The sequence below is a fragment of the Nonomuraea sp. NPDC048916 genome, assembly GCF_040649575.1.
Lineage (GTDB): Bacteria > Actinomycetota > Actinomycetes > Streptosporangiales > Streptosporangiaceae > Nonomuraea.
The window spans coordinates 156,686-177,110 of record NZ_JBEZFS010000019.1 but is presented as its reverse complement, the minus strand read 5'-3'; the positions used below and the strand labels follow the sequence as shown (position 1 = coordinate 177,110).

At 66.5% G+C, this 20,425-nt stretch carries 16 protein-coding genes; 2 read left to right on the top strand and 14 right to left on the bottom strand.

Annotated features, from left to right (window positions below; all coding sequences use genetic code 11):
• Positions 1-82: 82 nt before the first annotated feature.
• The 3 genes from AB0C16_RS22240 to AB0C16_RS22230 all read right to left on the bottom strand — a co-directional run bounded on the left by AB0C16_RS22240 (position 83) and on the right by AB0C16_RS22230 (position 10,791).
• Positions 83-8,356: a DNRLRE domain-containing protein gene (locus AB0C16_RS22240; protein WP_357685762.1), complete on the bottom strand. Its 8,274-nt coding sequence runs from the start codon at positions 8,354-8,356 to the stop codon at positions 83-85.
• A 1,341-nt stretch (positions 8,357-9,697) separates the two neighbouring features.
• Positions 9,698-10,399, bottom strand: a complete 702-nt coding sequence (locus AB0C16_RS22235) for an integrase core domain-containing protein (protein WP_357685770.1) — start codon at positions 10,397-10,399, stop codon at positions 9,698-9,700.
• Positions 10,400-10,596: 197 nt separating this feature from the next.
• Positions 10,597-10,791, bottom strand: coding sequence for a hypothetical protein (locus AB0C16_RS22230; RefSeq protein ID WP_357685760.1), 195 nt, complete (start codon positions 10,789-10,791; stop codon positions 10,597-10,599).
• Positions 10,792-11,013: 222 nt separating this feature from the next.
• Here AB0C16_RS22230 and AB0C16_RS22225 point away from each other — a divergent pair, with 222 nt between their 5' ends.
• Positions 11,014-11,490, top strand: coding sequence for a hypothetical protein (locus AB0C16_RS22225; protein ID WP_357685758.1), 477 nt, complete (start codon positions 11,014-11,016; stop codon positions 11,488-11,490).
• A 66-nt stretch (positions 11,491-11,556) separates the two neighbouring features.
• Here AB0C16_RS22225 and AB0C16_RS22220 read toward each other — a convergent pair whose 3' ends face one another.
• The 11 genes from AB0C16_RS22220 to AB0C16_RS22170 form a co-directional block, all read right to left on the bottom strand.
• Complete coding sequence (locus tag AB0C16_RS22220; RefSeq protein ID WP_357685756.1) at positions 11,557-11,943, bottom strand: hypothetical protein; 387 nt, start codon at positions 11,941-11,943, stop codon at positions 11,557-11,559.
• 233 nt (positions 11,944-12,176) lie between these two features.
• Positions 12,177-12,308 carry a hypothetical protein gene (locus tag AB0C16_RS22215; protein WP_357685755.1) on the bottom strand — a complete coding sequence of 44 codons (132 nt, stop codon included), beginning with the start codon at positions 12,306-12,308 and terminating at the stop codon, positions 12,177-12,179.
• Positions 12,309-12,697: 389 nt separating this feature from the next.
• Positions 12,698-13,291: a tyrosine-type recombinase/integrase gene (locus tag AB0C16_RS22210; RefSeq protein ID WP_357685753.1), complete on the bottom strand. Its 594-nt coding sequence runs from the start codon at positions 13,289-13,291 to the stop codon at positions 12,698-12,700.
• 200 nt (positions 13,292-13,491) lie between these two features.
• Complete coding sequence (locus tag AB0C16_RS22205) at positions 13,492-13,737, bottom strand: hypothetical protein (protein ID WP_357685751.1); 246 nt, start codon at positions 13,735-13,737, stop codon at positions 13,492-13,494.
• A gap of 436 nt (positions 13,738-14,173) precedes the next feature.
• Positions 14,174-14,857, bottom strand: coding sequence for a hypothetical protein (locus tag AB0C16_RS22200; RefSeq protein ID WP_357685749.1), 684 nt, complete (start codon positions 14,855-14,857; stop codon positions 14,174-14,176).
• A 202-nt stretch (positions 14,858-15,059) separates the two neighbouring features.
• On the bottom strand, positions 15,060-15,242 hold the full coding sequence (locus AB0C16_RS22195; protein ID WP_357685747.1) for a hypothetical protein: 183 nt from the start codon (positions 15,240-15,242) through the stop codon (positions 15,060-15,062).
• A gap of 362 nt (positions 15,243-15,604) precedes the next feature.
• Positions 15,605-16,798, bottom strand: a complete 1,194-nt coding sequence (locus AB0C16_RS22190; RefSeq protein ID WP_357685745.1) for a cytochrome P450 — start codon at positions 16,796-16,798, stop codon at positions 15,605-15,607.
• Positions 16,799-17,031: 233 nt separating this feature from the next.
• Positions 17,032-17,478 (bottom strand): ester cyclase, encoded by a 447-nt coding sequence (locus AB0C16_RS22185; protein WP_357685743.1) that lies wholly within the window; start codon positions 17,476-17,478, stop codon positions 17,032-17,034.
• Between the two features lie 17 nt (positions 17,479-17,495).
• Positions 17,496-18,191, bottom strand: coding sequence for a hemerythrin domain-containing protein (locus AB0C16_RS22180; protein ID WP_357685741.1), 696 nt, complete (start codon positions 18,189-18,191; stop codon positions 17,496-17,498).
• 209 nt (positions 18,192-18,400) lie between these two features.
• Positions 18,401-19,558: a sigma-70 family RNA polymerase sigma factor gene (locus AB0C16_RS22175; protein ID WP_357685739.1), complete on the bottom strand. Its 1,158-nt coding sequence runs from the start codon at positions 19,556-19,558 to the stop codon at positions 18,401-18,403.
• A gap of 2 nt (positions 19,559-19,560) precedes the next feature.
• Positions 19,561-19,899, bottom strand: coding sequence for a YciI family protein (locus AB0C16_RS22170; protein ID WP_357685737.1), 339 nt, complete (start codon positions 19,897-19,899; stop codon positions 19,561-19,563).
• Between the two features lie 191 nt (positions 19,900-20,090).
• On the opposite strand from AB0C16_RS22170, the gene AB0C16_RS22165 reads away from it, so the two are divergent.
• Entirely contained in the window at positions 20,091-20,423 is a 333-nt protein-coding gene (locus AB0C16_RS22165; protein WP_357685735.1) for a hypothetical protein, read from the top strand.
• Positions 20,424-20,425: the final 2 nt, after the last annotated feature.

Genomic DNA, 20,425 nt, shown 5'->3' with positions numbered 1-20,425 from the left:
GCAGCCAGCAGTTCCTCACGGCTGGGGTCCCGGGGGTCGGACACGAGCTCAAACTACGATCCTTGCCTGACAACATCCACAATCACTGCGAAACCGGCGCGTCTACCCCAAACCAGACACGATCAACAACGAGCCTGAATGGATACGGCTCGAGGTCGCCGGCGCCGATCCACTTTCGCAGCGTAGGAATCCAGAATGGATGGTGATCGGTAGCGATAATGCTGCCGCGAGCGGTGCCCCGGTCACCATCAGTGTCGACGCTGATCTGAACGAGGTTCTTGTCGCCCTTGCTGGTCATCACCACGGTAACGACTTCGGCTCTGGTCTCCCCGGTTTCTGGATCGGTGGCCAGAACCTCATCGCCGACCTTTACATCCTCGATCGGCTTACGCGTGCCATCGGCCATGAGCACTTCGGTACCGGGCACGAAGCTATGGCAGGGGAAATCCTTCCCCGATTTGCCATTTTTGGGGATGTGGACCCTGTTCTTGAATTTTGCGTCCGTCAGAGCTTCTACGCAGTCATCGAGGCCGGTTCCTTCGATGCACTCCGTCGTTGAAGTTACGGTGGTGAACCAGTTCCACACTATGAGGATGCCGACTTTTTCGAGCGGATTCAGACCCGAGTTGGGTTCGCAGGTCTTGTGGCCGCCAGAGCCGGCGCAGTCAAGCTGCACCACCGGCGTGTCACCGTTTTTTTCCGCGCCTGGCTTCTTACCGCAGTTGCCGGGATCCTTCTCACATGCCCAGTATTCGTTGTATTGTTTCTGTGACCATCCCTCGAACTTGCGATTGTGCCAGGGGCGTGGCTCGTGCCCATCATGTTCGATGCCTGTGATGGGATTGCCGCCGGCGAAGGCGTAACGGTTAGCCGTCCAGGGGTCGAGGCCAAGGGAGAGGTCGGCGAGGGCGCCGTTGTAGCGGTCGAGGTTGAGGAAGCGGTTGAGGCCGGGGTTGTAGTCGCGGAACCCCATGTCGTACATGCCGGTGGAGTTGTCCCAGCGCTTGGCGTTGAAGCGGTAGGGGTTGTACTCCTCCTTGGCGGTGGGGTCGACGGGGTCGGGCTTGTCGACGCCGGTGAAGAGCTTGTCGTCGTTGCTGCCGTAGGCGGTGTAGCCGTAAGTGGCCCGGGTGTCACCCGACTCTGAGGTGATCTGTTCGACGTCGGTGTGCGGGTTATAGCCGTAGTAGGACGACTCCTCCGACCCGTCGCCGGTGACCTTCACCTGTGAGAGGCGTTCGCCCCACGGGCTGTATTGGAAGGACTTGGTGAGTTTGCCGGCCACCTCTTCATCCAGAACCTCGCCGGACAGGCCGAGGTAGGAGTACGTGGTGGTTTTGGCTGAGGCGGTGCCTTCCTTCTCAGTCTTGGTGGTGGTGCGGTCGAGCGGGTCATAGGTGTAGGTGGTCACCGTGCTAGTGACACCGTCGGTCCCGAGCTTTTCGTGGCGGGTGACGTGGTCGAAGCCGTCGTAGGTGTACTTCTCCTGTGTCTTGCCGCCGCCCTGGATGGTGCGCAGCCGCCCGTACGGGTCGTAGGTGTACGTCGACGTCTGGCCGTCGGTGACGGAGGTCATCAGGCGGTTGCGGTCGTAGGTGAAGGTGGTCTTCTTGCCGAGGACCTCCTGCTCCCAGACGTTGCTGTTGGCGTCGTGGGAGTAAGTCTCGATCTCGGCCGCCCCGCCACTGACGGGAGTTTTGACGGTCTTGGTGATGCGGTCGCGGGGGTCGTAGGTATAGGCGTAGTCGTGTTCGAGGTAGGCGCCGGGGTTGTCGGCGTTCTGGATCTTGGCGTGGTCGCTGGCGCGTTGCAGGTTGCCCTGGTAGCCGATGGTGTGCTCGGCCACGACCGTGGCGTTGGGCTTCTTCTCGATCGACTGGCGCAGGACGCCGGACAGGAAGTAGTCGTAGGTGACGGTGTTGCCGTTGGCCTTGGTCTCGGTGAAGCGTTCACCACGCTTGGTGTAGGTGTAGCGGGTGGTCTTCGGCGCCGGGTCCGAGGCGCTCTTCTTGTTGACCACCTGCTCGACCAGGTCACGCACGTCGTAGCCATAGGTGGCGACCGTCTTGTCGTGCGTGCGCTCGGTGACGGCGCTGTTTTCGTTGTAGCGATAGCTGGTGGTGTTCTTCAGCGTCCCGTTGAACGACTCCTTGACGGTGTCGATCTGGTTGAGGTTGGTGTAGGAGATGTCCCACAGATCGATCTTCGCGGTCGGGGAGTTGTCCTCGATCTTCATGAGGTTGGCGTTGGCGTCGTAGGTGTAGGAGAAGTCCTTCTTCTCACCGTCGGTGTCACCGCTGTTGTCGCGCACCAGCTTGACCGCATCGGCCGCGACGGTGCCGTTGGCCTCATTGGTGAGACTGACGCTGTGGGCGGTGCCGGCGGTGAAGGCGTAGGAGCCGAGTTCGACCCAGGTGCCGGGGTTCTTGGTCTGGTCGAGGGTGACGGTGGCCTCGCCGCCCTGGTGCTTGACCTTGTAGGTGGCGTTGGTGGCCGTGGCGCCGGACGGGTACCGGACCTGCACCTTGTAGATGCCGTCCGAGGGGGTGGTGAGGTTCCAGGCGAATGACGATTGGCCGGTGCCCGCGGGCGCGGTGGCGTAGTCGTAGCCGACGAACCCGGTGGCCGCCTCCACCTGGGGGCCGACGATGTTGGATGCCGAGCTGCCGCTGCCGGCGAGGGTCCAGGTGCCGGTGGTGACGGTCTGGCCGGTGTCGGAGTTGTCGGACAGGACGACGTCGAGGCCGAGGGGGACGCCGTCGTCGGAGTGGGTCTTGAGTTTGCCGTCGGGGTAGTACGACCAGTCCAGCGCCCGCTGCGAGGAGCCGCCCGCCGAGGTGACGGTGCGGTTTTTCTGCAGGCCGAGCTCGTTGTAGTCGTAAGTGGTCTTGATGTCCCACGGGTCGGTGGTGGTCTTGGACCAGCCGTTATCCCAGTAGGTCATCGTGGAGAGGTTGCGGATGGTCTGCCCGTGCGAGGGCGGTTGCGAGATCTCCTTCAGCCGGGAGACCGCGTCGTAGACGTACAAGACGCTGTCGGGCGTGTTGTAGACCGGGTCGGACCGGTCGTAGGGGTAGATCTCCTCGGTCGGCCGGTTCAGCTTGTCGTACTTTGTTTCAGCGACGAAGTCGACCAGGTCGCCGCCGCGTTCCACCCCGCGCGGGGTGATGGTCTTGGTCTTGTTGCCGACCTGGTCGTAGGCGAACTGGGTGGTGACGTACTTGATGACCCCGTCGGTCTCGGAGTGCGGGACCTTGGTTTCGACCACGTCGCCGCGGTCGTTGTAGGTGGTGATCGCCTTGTTGTTGTCCTGGTCGGTCTGACCTACGACCCGGCCATCGAGGTCGTACTCGGTGGAGGTCTCGTATCCGGCGGCGTCCTTGACGGCGGTGACGCGGTGGTTGCGGTCGTAGGTGTAGAACGCCGCGTAGTCGCCGGCGTCGGCGGTGGCGTTCTTGCGCGGGTCGATGACCTTGATGACGTTGCCGACGTCGTCGTACTCATAGGTGATCTTGTTCTGTCGAGCGTTGGCGACATCGGTGGCAGTGACGCCGATCAGCTGGTAGATGTCGTCGTACGTGTACGTGGTGGTGAACTGGGCCGGGTCCGCGCCGGGCAGGTTGCCCTTGGGCTCGATCTGGTTCTTCAGATTGCCGGCCAGGTCCCACGTGAAGGTGGCCTTGCGTACCGGCCCGTCGTCGCTGTCCTTGGGCAGGAACGACTCGGTCAGCTGGTCGGCCTCATCGTAGACGGCGGTGGACACGGCACCGTTGGGCGCGGTGGTCTTGGTGACGTTGTCGTTGGCGTCGTATTCCAGGGCCGGGGTGACGATGAACACCGGTGGAGAGGCGTCCTGGTCCTTGGGGACCTTGGACTCGAGCGGCCGCTTGAAGATGTCGTAGGTCTGGCTGGTGGTCTTGCCCAGTGCGTCGGTGACCGACCGCACGTTGCCGCGCACGTCGTATTCGGTGACGGTGCTGTGCTCGTACGCATCGGTGATCTTCTGCGGGTAGCCGGTCGGGTGGTAGTCGGTGTACGCGGTGGTGTTGCCCTTGGCATCGACTGACGTGGCCAGCTGGCCTAAGGGGTCGTAGGTGTAGGTGGTGGTGTAGTCGTCAGGATCGTTGGTTAAGACGCCGAGGGGATCGGTGACCGTCTTCAGGTTGCCGTTGCCGTCGTAGCCGAACTTCCACGTGTAATGCTTGGCACCGTCACCGGACCCCAGGGTGTTGCCGTTCGGGCTGGTCTTGAAGACCAGGTCGGCGACGAAACCCTTGAAGTTTTCCGGGCCCTCGTAGGTCAGGGTGGTGGGGGCGGTGCCGTTCTTGTTGGCCTCCGCGTCAGTGATCTTCAGTGGGTAGCCGGTCTTCGGGTCGTACTCCCACGTCGTGACGGCGTCTTCCGTCGTGCCGGCGTCCTTGCCCTTCTCGATCAGCGTGGTGACGTTGTGATCGTCGTCCCACTCCAGATCAGTGATCTCGTTGTTGGCGTTCGTGATCAAATCCGGGCGGCCGTACTTGTCCAGCACGTACTTGGTGGCCTTGTTCGTGCCTTGCTGAAGCGGGTCGGTGACGGTGGCGTTGATGACGCCGCCCTGCGGGCCGTCCGGGTCGACGTAGTCGAACTTGGTGACTCCGTCGAGCCGGTCGGTGAGGGTCTGGATCTTCCACAGATCTTCCGGGTCTTCCGTCGCGTCGTAGTAGTCCAGCTTGGTGCTGTTGCCGCGCGGGTCCTTGACCGCCACGAGCTTGACGTTCTTGTTGCCCTGGGTGGCGTCGTAGGTGAAGGCGAACGTCTTCGCTTGCTCGTCGCCGGCGCCGTCGACCATCTTGGCCATCAGGCCCTTGTCGGTGTAGGTGAAGGTCACCTTCCGACCGGCGATGTCGATGATCGACTCGACGTTGTCGATGATGTGCGGGTTGGTCAGCTTGGTGTCGTTGACCGGCTGGCCGGCGTCGTTGATGTAGGTGTAGTCCTGGCCCTTGGCGTAGTAGTCGAAGGTCAGGGTGCGACGCCCGGCCGCGTCGGTGATGTACTGCAGGAACTTGGTTGGCTTGTTGTTGGAGCGGCGGCGTTCGTAGGTGAACGACATGGTGTTGCCGTTCTTGTCCACGATCGCCGACTGGAAGCCCTCGTCGTCGAAGAAGAACTGGGTCCGGTCCGGCTTGGTGAACACCCACTGCCGCAGTGGGTCGGCCGAGCCGGTCTTCTGCAGGTACAGATGCACGCCGCGCGGGTGCTTGTACTCGCAGTTGGAGGTGCAGGTGGGCGGGTCGCGCAGCCACACGTGGGTGGTGCCGTCCCCGTCGGTCAGCCGCACCTGCTCGGGCCAGGGCTGGCCGGGCGGATGGAGGTGCAGTTGCGAGCCGAGGCGCTGCAGCGTGGAGGTCTGCAGCGACCAGCCGTAACCCATCGACGATGCGCTGGTGTCCAGGCTGTTGTAGGTCATCCGGACGAACGTCTGCGCGCCGCGGGAGGGGTTGGAAAAGGCGTTGTAGTTCCACACCACGTTGCCCGCGTACGGGTTGACCAGGGCGGTTGCTCCGGCGCCGGTGTTCTTGCCGGTGTAGGCGTAGAACTTCTCCAGCCCCAGCAGGTCGCTGGTCGGGGACTCCAGGCGGATCTGCTGCGGCAGTTGCGGCAGTTGGTGGCTGGCGGACTTCCAGCTGTTGGTAGTGGTGTCGTGCACGTCCCACACCAGCGAGGCGGCGTCCGCCAGGTTGCCCGAGGCCAGCGTGGGGGCCTTGACCTGGGCCTGAACGGTGACGGTGTCACGTGGCTCCAGCGCTGCTTCCAGCGGGGTGAACAGCTGGGTGTCGCCGGTCACGTCCGTGCCGTCCGGCAGTTTCCAGAAGTAGCCCAGCCGGGTGGAGCCGGCCGGCCAGGTCTCGCTGGTGGTGTTGGTGATCGTGACGTCGACCGTCCGCTGCTCGCCGCCGGCCATCCGGGATGGGGTGCCGGGGGCGCTGTAGGTCTGCGTCGGGTCGTAGTAGAGGACGTGCAGCCACGGCCGTACCTCCGGCTCGGCCGCCTCGGATGAGGTGAAGGAGTCGCCGTCGCCGCTGGTCGGGCAGGCCTTGGACGACTCGCTGTCGGCGCGCAGCAGCAGGCCGTGGTTGGTGGACGGGTCGCTGATCCAGCGCTGCACCAGCGCGTCGAACCCGCGCGGCGCCCACCAGCTTGAGAAGTCTGGGTCGGTCGGGGAGGTGAAGAAGCCCTGCCCCACCGAGGCGGTCTCATGATCGCCGCCGGCCTTCGTCCAGGGCACGCCGGGTGCGGCCTGCTGCCAGGAGGCGGTGGCCTCGTCGAAGGAACGGGTCAGCGGGTAGAAGTGGTAGCTCGGCTCGAGGCCACGATGGGCGACCTGGAAGATCCGCAGGTTCGCCATGACCTCCTTGATGCCTGCCGGGATGATGGAGGTGTCGAACTTCAGCAGCGCCCTGGTGGTGCCGAAGGCGGTCCCGCCGAATCCGGCCGACAGGTTCGCGCGCTCGCCAAGCTTGTCGTGCCCGACGCTGGGCTGGCAGCTGGTCAACGTGGTGTCGGCGCTGGGCGGGATGGTGGCCGCGGTGATGCCCGCGTTGGGCAGCTCCACGATCAACGGCCCCGACGTCGAGGCCTGCCCGGCCGAACGCACCGCGACCACCTGGTAGGCCACCCTCGTGTTCGGCGTGGCCGAGGTGTCCACGTACGTGGTCGCCTCGCTGTCCAGCGGCGCCACCAGGGTGGCCGGGGACGGGGTGAAGGACAGGTCCCGGCTGCGATGTATTTGGTACTCGGTGACCTCGCCAGGCCCGTCATAAGGCTTCCAGGCCAGCTCCGCGCCGGTGGCGTGTACCACCAGCGGCCGTCCGAGCTGCACCGACGGGGTCCCGTACGTGAGGGTCAGCTTGGGCATCGGGTTCTCCGGGAAACCCTTGGCCCATTCACCCTCCGCGTACTGCGGACCGCCCGCCGCCACCGTCTCGTTGACCGCCTTGACCATCACGCCGTGGTTCGGCGTCGTCCCGGCCAGCCAGGCGCGGGCCAGGTCGGTGACGGTGTAGGTGTGCCAGAGGTTGGCCTCGGCAGCCTGGAAGGTCGCGGTGGCAGCGACCTCGCCCATCGCGGTGTTGATCGAGTTCCAGGTCACCGTGCTGGGGTCCCACGGCTGGGTCACCCGCCGGGCCTCCAGCGCCACCGATCCCGTCGAGCCGGCCAGCGTCTGGTCGTAGTACAGCCCCATCTCGGCCTTGTCGATCGTCGTCCCCTCGGGGACCAGCCCCGCCAGGTCGAAGCGCACCAGCCCGCGGTACACGCTTGTCCCGGAACGGCCCACGCTCAGCCGCAGGTCGACGTCGTAGTTCGTAGTCGGCGAGGTGGAGACGATCATCGCGTCGCTGGAGGTTGACCAGTCCGGCGCGATCACGACGGTCGGGTCGATGGTCACCGGCCAGGACCGCTCGGGAGCGGCCAGCCAGCCCGCGTCGGGGGTGACCGTCAAGGTCGACTGCTCGCCCAGCGTCTGGGTGACGGCGGCAGAGAAGCGCTTGCCGTACGGCGAGGCCGCGTCGTCGGCCGTATCGATCATGTACGGCTTCGGGATCGTGAACACCGCTCCCTTGCCGGACGGCGGCACGAAACCGATCGACCCGTCCGGGTTCGCCTTGGCCTGCAGCCCGCCGGACATGCTGACGGTGAACTGGTACGACGGGGTGCCCTGCGGGGCGCGGGCGAGCACGATGCCCTCTTTCACCCCGGACGCGGTCACCTCGTACACCAGGTCCGCGCCCTCACCGAACGCGCCCCGGTAGATGACCTTCGCTCCGTCCACCTCCGGCTTGATCGTCCGCGGCTCGCCCGGCAGCCCGAAGGTCACCTGCGCCTCGCCGAGCCCGACCCGTACCAGCCGGTCACTGCGCTCGCCGAACCGGGCGACGTACCCGGTCCGCTCGGCCGCCAGCGTGAAACCGTCCTCGGCCTGCTCCCGCACCCGGGTGTCCACCGGCTGCCATGTGCCGGACTCGTCCCGCACGTGCTGGCGCACCGCCGAGATCTCCACCTGGCGGCGGCCGTCCTCCAGCTCGAAGGTCTTACTCACCGCGGTGCGCTGCCCGGTCAGTTCCTTGACCCGCTTGCCCGGCTCCTTGACCGGATCCAGCTTCAGCTGCGCCGGTGTGCCATCTCGCCCCGGCAACGTGATCGGCGCCTGAGCCGGGCGTATCTCTCCCTTCGGCTCCTCGGCGAACCAGCCGGCCACCTGCCCGGCTAGCCAGCTCGACTGCGTGGTCAGCCAACTCGACGCGCGTGACAGCAGCCCGGGCTCGGCCGGTCCGCTCTGCGCCGCGGCGGGCGGTGCCGAAGCGAGCGAGGCCACCAGCGCGAGGGCGGTGATGAGGACGACATGCCGACGTAACCGTGCGTGACGTCTAGGTCGGGGCTGTGGGGCCGGTTTCGGTCGTGGGACGGGTAATTGCGACACGGACACACTCCATGCTCACGCGACCCGCCAGGGGCCGCAGATAAGGAGGACCTAAAGATCCCCTGAGGCAAAACACCCGCATCACGCCACAAATCGGCACATTCGGTCAAGAACCACAGAAAGTGACCCACCCAAAGAGTCGAACACACTGTTGAATGGCCAGCGAGGGCCTGTCAGGCTGCGAAGATCCGCCCGAAGGTGGGGTTCCAGCCAACCCTCAGAAGATGTAACGGAGAGTGAAAGGTCCAGGTCGCTGAAACCGCTCCGCAAAGTACCTGGGAGTCAACTCCCAGCGAACTCACAGCAACTGACTCAGTCCGTAAACCCCTTCTCCCGAAGCCCTCGACGTGCAGAAACGCACGTCAGGCAGGCATACGGCGACGAATCTTTGCCCGACGCTCTTGACCGCCGTCACCATCCATGTCTAGATCGATAAGGTTTGCCGTTGCCCACCCACGCCCCGGGAGAACACCCATGCCAGCGACCAGAACCCGTCCACGGTGACGACCCGGCCCCACCAAGCCACCACCGAACGGCGGCACACCCGCGGACAGGCGATCAGGACCGCCACCGTCCTGGCCGGCCTCCTCCACCTCGTCGCGGCCGCCCTCCTGATCGGCATTCCCGCCAGCTCCCCCACATTCGACGAAGTGCCGACCCCGGAGAGCAACACCACCAGCCCGCCCCCAGCCGCCCTATCCGCCCACCCCAACGCCACACCGACAAGAGCCACCTCGGCCCCACGCCGGATCATCGCCTCCGCCATTGCTCCGACGAGCCGCCCGCGCCCGACCCCCACTGCGCGCCGAAACCGCACCACTCCACCTGCTGCCGCCGCCCAGGCAACGCCTCCACGGCACCAGCCCCATACTCCAGCCGCGCCGCCGGACGTCCCCAAGCCATCGGAATCCGACAGCCGGCCCACTGCGACCGGCACGCAGCAGGCGTCATTGAGTGCGCCTCCCGAGACCAGCCCTTCGCACACCCCACCCGGCCAAGGCGGACAACCACCGGGACAAGAGAAGAAATCAGCACAACTACCTGTGGATGACCAGCCCTCCCAGGACCTGCACACCCCACCCGGCCAAGCGCGGAAAGCGACATCGCCGTAGTGCGGCCACAGCAACCCTGGACAAGCATCCGTGGCGAGGTGTCGCAGCCGTTGCCCCTGATCGCCTTCACACGGCTTCCGGCCGAGCACTGGGTGCTGTGCCTGCCGAACTCCATCCATGCAGTTCAAGCGACTTGCGAGTACTCGTTGAGGACTCCACCGAGCCGGTCTCGTCGGCGAACGTTCAAGCCGGCGATTCGCTCTGGATCGGTGATCGGATCCGGGACGGTACGCAGCGGGGCCGCCTGGGCCAAGGCTTGATGGGCGCGGTGCCGGTTGTAGAACCGTTCGTACTCGCGCAGGGCGTGCCGCAGGTGGCGTTCGTTCCATAGCAGGCAGCGGTCGAGAAGCTCACGGCGACACAATTGCATCCACCGCTCCATGACCGCGTTCATCCGCGGCATCCGGATACCGGTGAGCACGGTCTGGATGCCGGCCCCGGCGAGGATCTCCTCCATCCGAGCGGGGAACTTCCCATCCCGGTCACGGATCAGATAACGCGCCCGGCAGCCCGCGTCGTCCAAATCCATCATGAGATTCTTCATCGCCTGGAGCACCCAGCTCGCGGTCGGGTGGGCGGTGGTGCTCAACACACGGATGTGCCGGGTGGCGTGCTCGATGACGGCCAGGATGTACTGACGTTGTCCATTGAGCGTGACGGCCTCGATGAAGTCGCAGGCCAAAATAGCTTCGGCTTGCGAACGCAGGAAATCGGCCCACATGGTGGACGCCCGCTCGGGAGCGGGATCGACACCTTCCTGTTTGACGATCTCCCAGACGGTGGATGGAGCCACCGTGATGCCCAGCGTGACCAACTCGCCGTGCACCCGCCCCAAGACGGGTTCTCCCGGACCAGACGCAGAATGAGAACGCGGATAGAGCGGACGGTTGGCGGACGCCCGCGCCGTTTTGGTCGGCAGGTACGGGCGTAACGCTGTTTCATCAGATCGCGATGCCAGCGCAGGACGGTGTCCGGGCGGACCAGGAGCTGCAGCCGACGTAGGACCTCGTGGGGGCAGCGACGTCAGAAGGGCAGCGAGAAGGCCCGGTCTTCGGGAGCGAACCTCACCCTGGTGCCGGCGCCGAGTTGCCGTTCAAGGACAGTGATCTGGTGACGCAGGGCGAGAATCTCGGCATCCTTGTCACGATCTCCCATTGGCAGCAACCGCAGCGCCGCGAAGGTGTTCGTGACGGCTAGATAGGCCAGGCGAAAGAGCACAGCCGAACATCATGCCGAACTCCCACCCCTCTCCCTGACGGCCAAAGATCACGTACGTCAGGTGAAGCCATGGCCAATGCCATGACCTGGGCGGATGGCATTATCGGCAGGCGCAATGTCCGCCGAACGCAGCGGCGGACATCAGGCTGACGGAGGTACTTGTCACTGCCGCGTCCGCTGCAGGAATCGCGAATCTACTGCGCCTGCGGTAGCCGGTCGCCCGTGCTAAGGTCACCGGCCATGGTTGGCTTAGAAAAGATCAGTAGCTGGCGGACGAAGATCTTCGTCTGGATCGGGCTCCCCGCCATCGCCATTATCGGGCTGGTCTTCAGTGCGGCCGATGTGGTTCCCGCATGGCAGGCCAACGCCGGGAACGGCACGCTCGGTACTTTCACCGCGGTCCACGAGAATTGCGGCCGGCGTTCTTGCTCCTGGTACGGCGACTTCACCGCCACGGAGGGCGGCGCCAAGCGGGCCGACGTCATTCTTTATGACGAGCCCGACGGAATGGCGGAAGGTAAGGCGGTGCCCGCGCGTGACACGGGTGCCCGTAATGGCGTGTTCTCCACGACGGGCGGGTACACCTGGCTGCTCACGACGGGTCTCGTCGCGGCGGGCGCGATCGCGGCGGTGGCCTGGATCATCATGGTGGTACGCCTGATCAGCAGGCGGCGTACCCGCGTGCCCGAGCCGGCGTGATGAGGCGGTGGGCGGCATCCACGGCTGGAGTGCCGCCCGCCGGGGTGGTCCACCGGGGCGCCCGACCTATGAATAGTCGTCCTCGTCGTACTGCTCCAGGTGCAGCAGAGTGCGGATCTTTCCCACCGCTGGTTTTCCGTCGTAACGGATGGCGTTCAGCACCTCTTGGACGAGTGCGTCGCGGGTACGGGCACGGGCGGCCCCGAGCCAGTGGCGTTGCGCCTTCAGCGATTCGGCCTTGAGCCGGCCCATGGGACCGCGCAGTGCCCTGGACCAGGCGGTATCGGTCAACTGCCGGATCTGCGTCTGGTTCGTGGTGGCGACCTGCGCCGCCCGGCGGCGTAGCACCGTGACGGACTGGCCGCCGTTGATCGCCTGTTCGAGTCGCTCGAGGGCGATGTTGTACGGGCGCACGATGCCCAGATAACGCCGGGCCGCCTGATCGTTGGTCAACGGCGTCCGACTCGGCGTCGCCCGTGACGAGGGGGTCGCCCGTGGGGAGGGGATCGCCCGTGGGGAGGGGATCGCGGTCGTGGGTGAAGGGGGCGCGACTACGACGTGCTGGGTCCTGTCCACGGGCGCGCCCGAGCACCCGGCGATCATGGTGGCGAGGACTAACGTTCCGGCAATGATGCGCACAAGTCCGCCATTGATCCACTCCGTCACCGGCATGTCAAGCGGCCGGTTCATCGACCGGCCGTGCCTTCCGCTTCGACGCGGCGGAGGCGGTCCCGGGCGGAGATGCGTTCGATCTTCACGATCTTGTCATGGGCGAACGTGAAGGCCGCGGCCCTGCGCCTGCCGAAAATCACGTCCATGCACGTCAGGCAGACCATGCATCGCATCCGAGGTCCGCTGCGAGCCATCCTGCCTGTGGACGCAAATGACCAGGCGATGGCTGCTCGGTGGTTGCTCGCACACGTTCGGTCCACCGTAAAGTTCGAGTTCACCACGCAAGCCCGGCCCCAGACAGCCGCGCCGAGACGGGGGACAAAGGGCACATAGTGCCGATGGTCAAGAACGCATGGTTGCTCGGTGGTTACTCGCGTGTACGCGATACAGCACGGCACGCGTCGGCACAGACCGACACGACGACGGGGATAATCCCAGCCACCACAATACAAAACAGCACTCCGTGACACTGAGCAACATCAACCGAGGATTCTCATAATCCGTGGGTCGTGGGTTCAAGTCCCACCCGCCCTACCTACTCCACCTGCGGTGCAGCACTCAACTTCGTATCCGCGGGTCGTCGATCCGCCGGGTGGGGGACCGAAGGGGGACCGCCAGTTTCGGACGCCTCCCCCAACGCGATCTTCCGAGGCACCAGAGCAACCGATGCCTCGGCCGCTGAACGCGCCATCTCCGGCAATACTGCCGTGTAGATGTCAGACGTGATCCCGATCGACGAGTGCCGCAGCATCGCCGAGACATACTTCATGTCCGTTCCCGCCGCCAAGCTGAGCGTGGCCGCACCATGACGAAGATCATGAAGACGGATCGGCGGCAGCCCGGCCGCGAAAGTCAGCCGGTAGAAGTGCTCCGACACCCAGTCCGGAGTCAACTCCGAACCGTCCTCCCGTGTGAAGATGCGGCCCGTCTCCTGCCACGAGCCGCCCGACGTCCGCTTCTCCTTTAACTGCCGCTCGCGGTGCGCCTGCAGCACGGCCAACGTCCCCGAGTCCAACGCCACCGCCGCCTCCGACGCCCGCGACTTCGGCTTCCCCTCCTCCACCCGGCGGCCCACGTTGGACAGTTGCCTGGCCACCGTCAGAACGCTTTCCTCCAGTTCGCCGTCCACCCACCGCGATCGCGCTTTTGAACTCGCATGCAATGGAGGAATAGACGAAATCTATCCTCTGTCTTACACATATGACGGGGTATCCGATGAAGATTTCTTTGAAGTTCCCGAATACATGTCATATTGGGACGACCTCAAATCCAGGCCATTCATGCCAACAGCAGAAGAGCTGGAGCAGTACCTCATCATGATGGGCAGAATCACTGGGCGATTCTACGACCGGGAATTAGGATGCGATCTTCGTCGATGGGTGGCCGGGTCAGCACCGCGAAGAGGCGGCGGATCTCGTTCGCGGAGATCGCGCCGAGCTGGCCGGTGCCGGCCGGTGGGACGGGTTCGGTTTTGAGGGCGGCGCCGGTGACCGCGAGGATGGCCAAGGGGAGCATGCCCAGGGTGATCAGGGCCAAAGCGTTCTCATGTTGCGAAACCGAGTAGCTGGAGGCCATCGGCGGGGGTGGCTGCGGTAGTGATCGGTGGCGGCGATGTTGGTCCAGCCGATCAGGCGGGCGCGTCCAGATGTCTCTGCTCGTCATCTGTGAGGGTGGCGGGGTTGCGCAGCAGCCACCCGGTGACTTGCCGCACCGTGGGTGGGGAGGGTGATGGAGGTTGCCTGACGCGTCCCGACACGGTCAGCAGTCACACCGAGCTGACCGAAACCAGATAGGAAACACTCCGGGAAACCGGGGGAACCTCAGTGTCCGTCCACCAGCTCCATACCGCAGAAGTTGCCTCCAGTCAGCGTTCTGACGCGGAGGGCCTCCTGGCGCGTTGATGGCCGTCGGCACCTGTACAGGTCCGACGGCGACCTGCACGTGGCGGAGTGCGGTCTGTTTGGCGACGAGCCGGCCCTAAAGCCGGGGCCGCACCGGTCCGACCAGCGGTTCACCGGCCGAGTGTGAATCCTCCGATCACGGCCGCAGCCATGACCGCCACCAGCACGCCCGCTCCGATCCTCATCGATCTCTTTATCGCCCTGGATTCTGCCAGGAGGCCGAAGCAGAACAGCAGTATGGCCGGTATGAGCAGGACGACGCTCATCACCGGCACGACCCTCCATACGCCTCGGGTGCCGGTGGGGATGACTTGGTCTCCCAGCGTGCTGATCGCGGCCGGGAATGTCTCGCCCACCTCCGTGTCCGCCACGGTCTGCAGGACAATCGGTGCTCTGGCCGGGTCCTCGAACACGAACCGGGCCTTGCAGTCGTTGCGGGTGCCGTGGCGTCCGATCCGGTACTCCCTGCAGGACAGGACAGTCGCGGTCCCGGGCGCGCCTTTCATGCCGAGTGCCGTCCGTACGTCGGGCAGGGTGGAGTCGATGATGAAAAACGGAAATCCCACCAGAGCGAAGAGCAGCATGAGCATCCCCAGCGCAGCGAACAAGTTCGCGCTGATCTCGCCGGCCTTTCGAGCCGTCGAAGAAGACCCGTCCGCGTTGAGGCGCTGCTCCTGCGCCTTCGCGTGCGGTCGGGCAGCCTCCCGCTGTCGCCGCTCCCGCGCTCCCGCGTACGCTCGGGCTGCCTCCCATCGCTGCCGCCTGTTGCGGCGCTCCCGCGTCGTCTTCGCCATGATCAGATCGTGGACGGCGGCACTTAAGGACTAGTTGAGATCGACTGAGACGATTGAAGGGGAAGACCAAGAAGTAGGGGTACGGCACCGGCAACCTCGCGTAATCAACGCACAGCGACAGAACCGTTATGGGATTCCCATCAGTCTGACGCCCATCGACATCGGAACGGTGATTGGTGGTAACCCCGCCCACGTCGGCTCGCTATCGCCACTGGCCGTTCCGTTGTCGCTCAAGCCCCGTGTCGGCGCCGAGCTGCCGCTCAAGAACGGTGACCTGGTGACGCAGCGCGAGGATCTCGACGTCTCTGTCCCGATCGCTCCTCGGCAGGAGTCGCAGCGCGGCGAAAGTGTTCGTGAGCGCGAGATAGGCGAGGCGAATGAGCACGACCGGTTATCATGCCGCACGCGTCTCCCCTCCCCCGGCGGCCGGAGACCGTGAAATGCCACAAGGCTATGACCTGGCCGGATGAAATATTCGCCAGGCGCAGAGTCGAGCAGCGGGATCACCTCATCAGCTCCAGGTGGGGTCGCGTCGCATCGGCCACACCTCCTTTCAGGACAGGACGCCGTCCGCCGGTTGCGGAGGGCACAAATCCCGGCTCGTACGTCCGGGCGCCTTGGCCTGGTCGCACCATCGACGCGCCCGCCAAGCCCGCCGCGATCGCCAGAGCGCCGGTAGCGGGTCCTCGCCACACGCAGTGATCCGTTCATCGTCGCGGGCGGTGTCAACCCCCAAGACCCGTGAGCTCACCAGGTCACCCGTAGCGAGTTCAAGCCGAACACGACGCTGAAGACCCGGAAGTCCACCTGCTCGTACGGGTCGGCCAGGGCGAGGCCGGGGAACCGCTGGAGCAGGAGGGGGAAGGCGATGCGCATCTCCATCCGAGCCAGCGGCGCCCCGAGGCAGTGGTGCACGCCGTGGCCGAACGCGACATGACCGGCGGCCTCCCGGGTGACGTCGAGTCGGTCCGGGTCGCCGATGAATGCGTAGTCGCGGTTGGCGGCGGGAAGCGAGCAGATCACCAGCGCTCCCGCGGGGATGACCTGCCCGGCGATCTCCACCTCGGTCGTGGTGGTGCGGGGCGGAGGCGACTGAGCAATGGACAGCCACCGCAGCAGCTCCTCGACGGCGGGCTCGATCCGCGCCGGGTCCTCGCGGATCATCACGAGCTGGTCCGGGTGCTGCAGCAGGGCCAGGGTGCCCAGGCCGAGCATGTTCGAGGTGGTCTCGTGCCCGGCCAGCAGCAACTGCCCGGCGACACCGATGAGCTCGTCGGTGCTGAGATCGTCGCCGTGCTCACGCACCAGCATGCCGAGCAGGTCCTGGCCCGGGTCGGCCTGCGCGCGGGCGACCAGGCCGGCCAGGTAGGCGCGCTCCTCCCGCCGCACCGCGGTCAGCTCCTCCGCCGACAAGGAGGTGTCCAGCAGGCGCGCGGAACGATCCTGGAACCCGGCGCGGTCGGCGTAAGGCACGCCCAGCAGCTCGCAGATCACCAGGGACGGGACCGGCAGGGCGAAGTTCGCCACGAGGTCGGCCGGCTTACCGGCCCGTTCCAGATCGTCCAGGGCAGCCTGGACGATCTCGGTGATCCGCGGTTCGAGCCGGCGCATCCGGTGCCCGGTGAACTCCGAGGTGAGCATCCGGCGCAGCCGGGTGTGCTCGGGCGGGTCCAACCCGATCAGTTGCCCGGCGCGCATCCTGGCCAACTCGTCGGGGTGTAACGCGCCGGCTCCGCGGAGCGGGGTTAGGGCGCTGCTGAATCGGGCCGGATCCGCAAGCACCCGGCGGACGTCCTCGTGGCGGCATACCAGGTACCCGGGCAGGCCCCAGGGCGTCTCCACCCGGACCACGCCCTCGCCGTCGCGGGCCCGGGCCAGCTCCTCTGCCGGATCGAACCCGTTCCGCCGCATCTGCAGCGGCGCTTCGTTCGCTTGCGTCATCGTCCGTCTACCCGTCCTGTGATTGGTATTCAGCGTCTTTGTGCGGTGTGAACTGCGGCCCCAAGGTGGTGCACGCGCCGGCGGACCGCCTCGGCAGGCTCGCGGTTGCCCTTCCGGTAGGGGGACCACCGCACGCTGGCTGACCTTGAGCCGGGTGCCCTCGCGGTCGGCTCCGCGTTCTTCGCTCCGCTGCTGTCCTGCTGCGCGGTCTCCTGCGGGGGATGAACGCTTCGCTAGGCGTTCGGTCCCGCGAACACGCCGAGCTGCCGCATCTGCGACATGACATCGACGACCGCCCAGGTCTCGGCGACCCGTCCGTCGGCGAAACGGGCGATGAGGATCTCCTTGTACGTGATGGACTTGCCGGTCGGTGGCACGCCCATGTACTCACCCCGGTGCGTCCCGGTGACCGTGTTCCTGGTGACGACCCTGTCCCCTTCTGCGATCACGTCCTCGATCTCGACGTGGAGGTCGGGGAAGGCCCGGTGCAGCATCGCGAGCACCTCCTTCATCGCCTGCGTCCCCGTCGTCTCGATCGGCAGCGGCGTGCGAATCTGCACGTCCGGTCGGACGACCTCGTCGATCGTCCTAGAGACGATCTCTTCGTCACCGGTGCTGACGGCGTCGTGGAAGCGGCGGAGCGTCTCCTTGTTGCGTGCCGCCGTGGTGATGATCGACATGTGGTCTCTCCTCGGGCTCATAGGGGTGTTCGGGTGGGGGTGTCCGCCTGGGGCGGGGAATAGGCCGTCTGTGAGCCGGTCGTTCCGGCGGCCCACAGGTCCAGGGCAGCGTAGGCGGGTTGCCACTCGTCCAGGTAGGCCCTGCGCGCCGGTTCTGGCAGCGGGGCCAGCATCGTGGCGATGGCCCGCTCGCTCGCGCCGTCCAGCATCCAGGGCAGGATCCGCGAGGCGTCCGGGCCGGCCAGGCGGGCGTTGACCTGGCCGAAGTGCAGCCACTGCGGCTCGGTGACGATCGACTGGACCAGCGGCAGCGCCTCATCCTCCTCGTGCCTGAGGTGCTCGGTCAGGCCGGCGACGAGCGCGTCGGTGAGGTCACCCAGGCGCTGCGGCCCGAAATCCCGGTCGGCCAGCGCGGCGTCGATCGCGTCGATGAGCGGGTCGATCGCCTCGTGCTCGGCCTCCATGGCTGCCAGCAGGGCCAGGTCGTCGGGGCGCCCGGCCGCGGCCTCGCGCATCGCCGGCCAGAGCGCGTCGTCCTCGGCGGTGTGGTGCACGTGCAGGACCTTCTTGAACAGCTCCCAGCCGACGGCGGTGCCCAGGATGCGCCGGGGGTCGTCGTCGGCCCTGGCCGCGGTCCGGGCGAGGAGCTCCAGCTCCCGCCGGAGCGCGTCGTGCGCGGCGTACATCGCGGTCATGTCGAGCTTACCGCTCATGGTCTCTCTTTCCCTTCGTGATGGTGTCGTGCCGGGCGAGGTGCTCCAAGCACCGGACGCCCACGCCGGCCGAGGGCGGTCACCCGGCGTAGGGGCTGGAGGCCGGCGTCGATGCGGCTGTGCCGCCCGCGCGGAAGGCCGGAAAGTTGTCGCTCATATCCAGGCGACGAACGGGCGGCCTCCCGGGGGACACCCCGGACCCGGGGAATTCAGAGCTGTTCGAGCCGGTGGGTCAGAAACCGCCGCTCGGGCGTCGAGGTGGCCAGGTCGAGGGCGCGGCAGTAGGCCGTCCTGGCCTCGGCGTCGCGGCCGAGGCGGCGCAGCAGCTCGCCGCGGGTGGAGTGGAAGTAGAGGTAGCCGTCCAGGTCGAGGCGGTCTACGGCGCGCAGCGCAGCGCCGGGGTCGCCGGCCTGGGCGACCGCCACGGCGCGGTTGAGCTCGATCACCGGCGAGCCGGTGAGGCCGGCCAGCCGCCGGTACAGCTCGGCGATCTGCGGCCAGTCGATCCGCTCGCGGGCCTGCAACGACGCGATCGCGGCCTGAACGACGTAGGCGCCGCGCCCGCCCAGCGCGATCGCCCGATCGAGCACCGCCCGGCCGGCCGCGATCTGGCTCACGTCCCACAGTGAACGGTCCTGGTCGTCGAGCAGCACGAGGTCCTCGCCGGAGAACCGGGCCCGCCGCCGGGCGTGGTGGATCATCATCAGCGCCAGCACCCCGTGCACCTCCGCCTCCTCCGGCATCAGCGCGGCCAGCACCCTCCCCAGGCGGATGGCTTCGGCTTCCAGGTCGACCCGGCCGCGGTAGCCCTCGTTGTAGATCAGGTAAATGACGGCGAGCACCGCGTCGATGCGTTCGGGCAGCAGGCGCGCTTCCGGGACCGCGAACGGGATCCCGGTCGCCTTGATCTTGGCCTTGGCGCGGGTCAGGCGCCGCTTCATGGTCTCCTCGGGGACCAGAAAGGCCCGGGCGATATCGGCGGTCTCCAGCCCTCCGAGAGTCCGCAGCGTGAGCGCCACCTGCCCCTCCAGCGGCAGCGCCGGGTGGCAGCAGGTGAAGATCAGCTCGAGCCGTTCGTCCTTGATCAGTGTGTCGTCGAACTCATCCACGATGGCCTCCGGCACCGGCAGCAGATGGAGCTTGTCGGCCAGGGTGCGCTCCCTGCGGAACCGGTCGATCGCCCGGTTGCGAGCCGTCGTCACCAGCCACGCGACCGGCGTGTCCGGCACGCCGGTCGCCGGCCAGCGCTGCGCCGCGATGGCGAACGCCTCCTGCGCGGCCTCCTCGGCCCGATCGAAGTCACCGAGGAACCCGACCAGCGAGGCCAGTACCCGGCCCCACTCGTCGCGGAACACCTCCTCCAGCACGCTCAGAACCGCATCACCGGCCTGACCTCCACCGTGCCGCCGAGCCTGGCGGCCGGGATGCGCGCCGCCATCTCGATCGCCTCGTCCAGGTTGTCCGCCTCGACCAGGCAGAATCCGCCGAGCACCTCCTTGGTGTCGGCGAACGGGCCGTCGGTCATCAGCGTCCGGCCACCGCTCACCCGCACGCAGGTGGCCGTCTCCGCGGGCTGCAACTGCGTGGCGCCGACATAGCTCGCCTCATCGGCCAGCGCGAAATACTCCGCGTACGTCGTCTCTCGCTCGGCCTCGGGCAGGGCCTCCAGGTAGCCGGGCTCGGCGTAGATCATCAGGGCGTACTGCATCGCAACCTCCAGCCAGTGGGCTCTCACCTTCCCGACGAACGAGCAACCCCGCAAGGGACGTTCTCCGCCATTTTCCCAGCCCCGCCTGCGCGGCGCGGAGGCGGGGGAGACGCAGATCACACTCGCCGCCGTCCCGGCGTGCCGGGCCGCTTCGTCGCGGGAGTGACAGCGAACCGGCAAGGGAGTTCACCATGGACGCAACGGACAACACCGGCCGCCGGGCTCTGGTGGTCGGGCTGGGCATCAGCGGGATCGCGACCGCTCTGCGGTTGCGGCAGATCGGCTGGACGCCGGTCGTCATCGAGCGGGCCGCCGCCCGGCGCTCCGGCGGATACTTCATCGCGCTGTTCGGCGCAGGACGGTCCGCAGCTGGTCGACACGCCGACCACACGAGCTGCCGCCGCGCCCTTATAACCCTCCCGCAACAGCTCGAAGTACCGCTTCTTGACCGCTGTCGGCATCTTGTTGTGAGCCCATCGAGGCATCCGAACATCTCCTTCTGGAGTGTTCGCAACCACCGATAGAA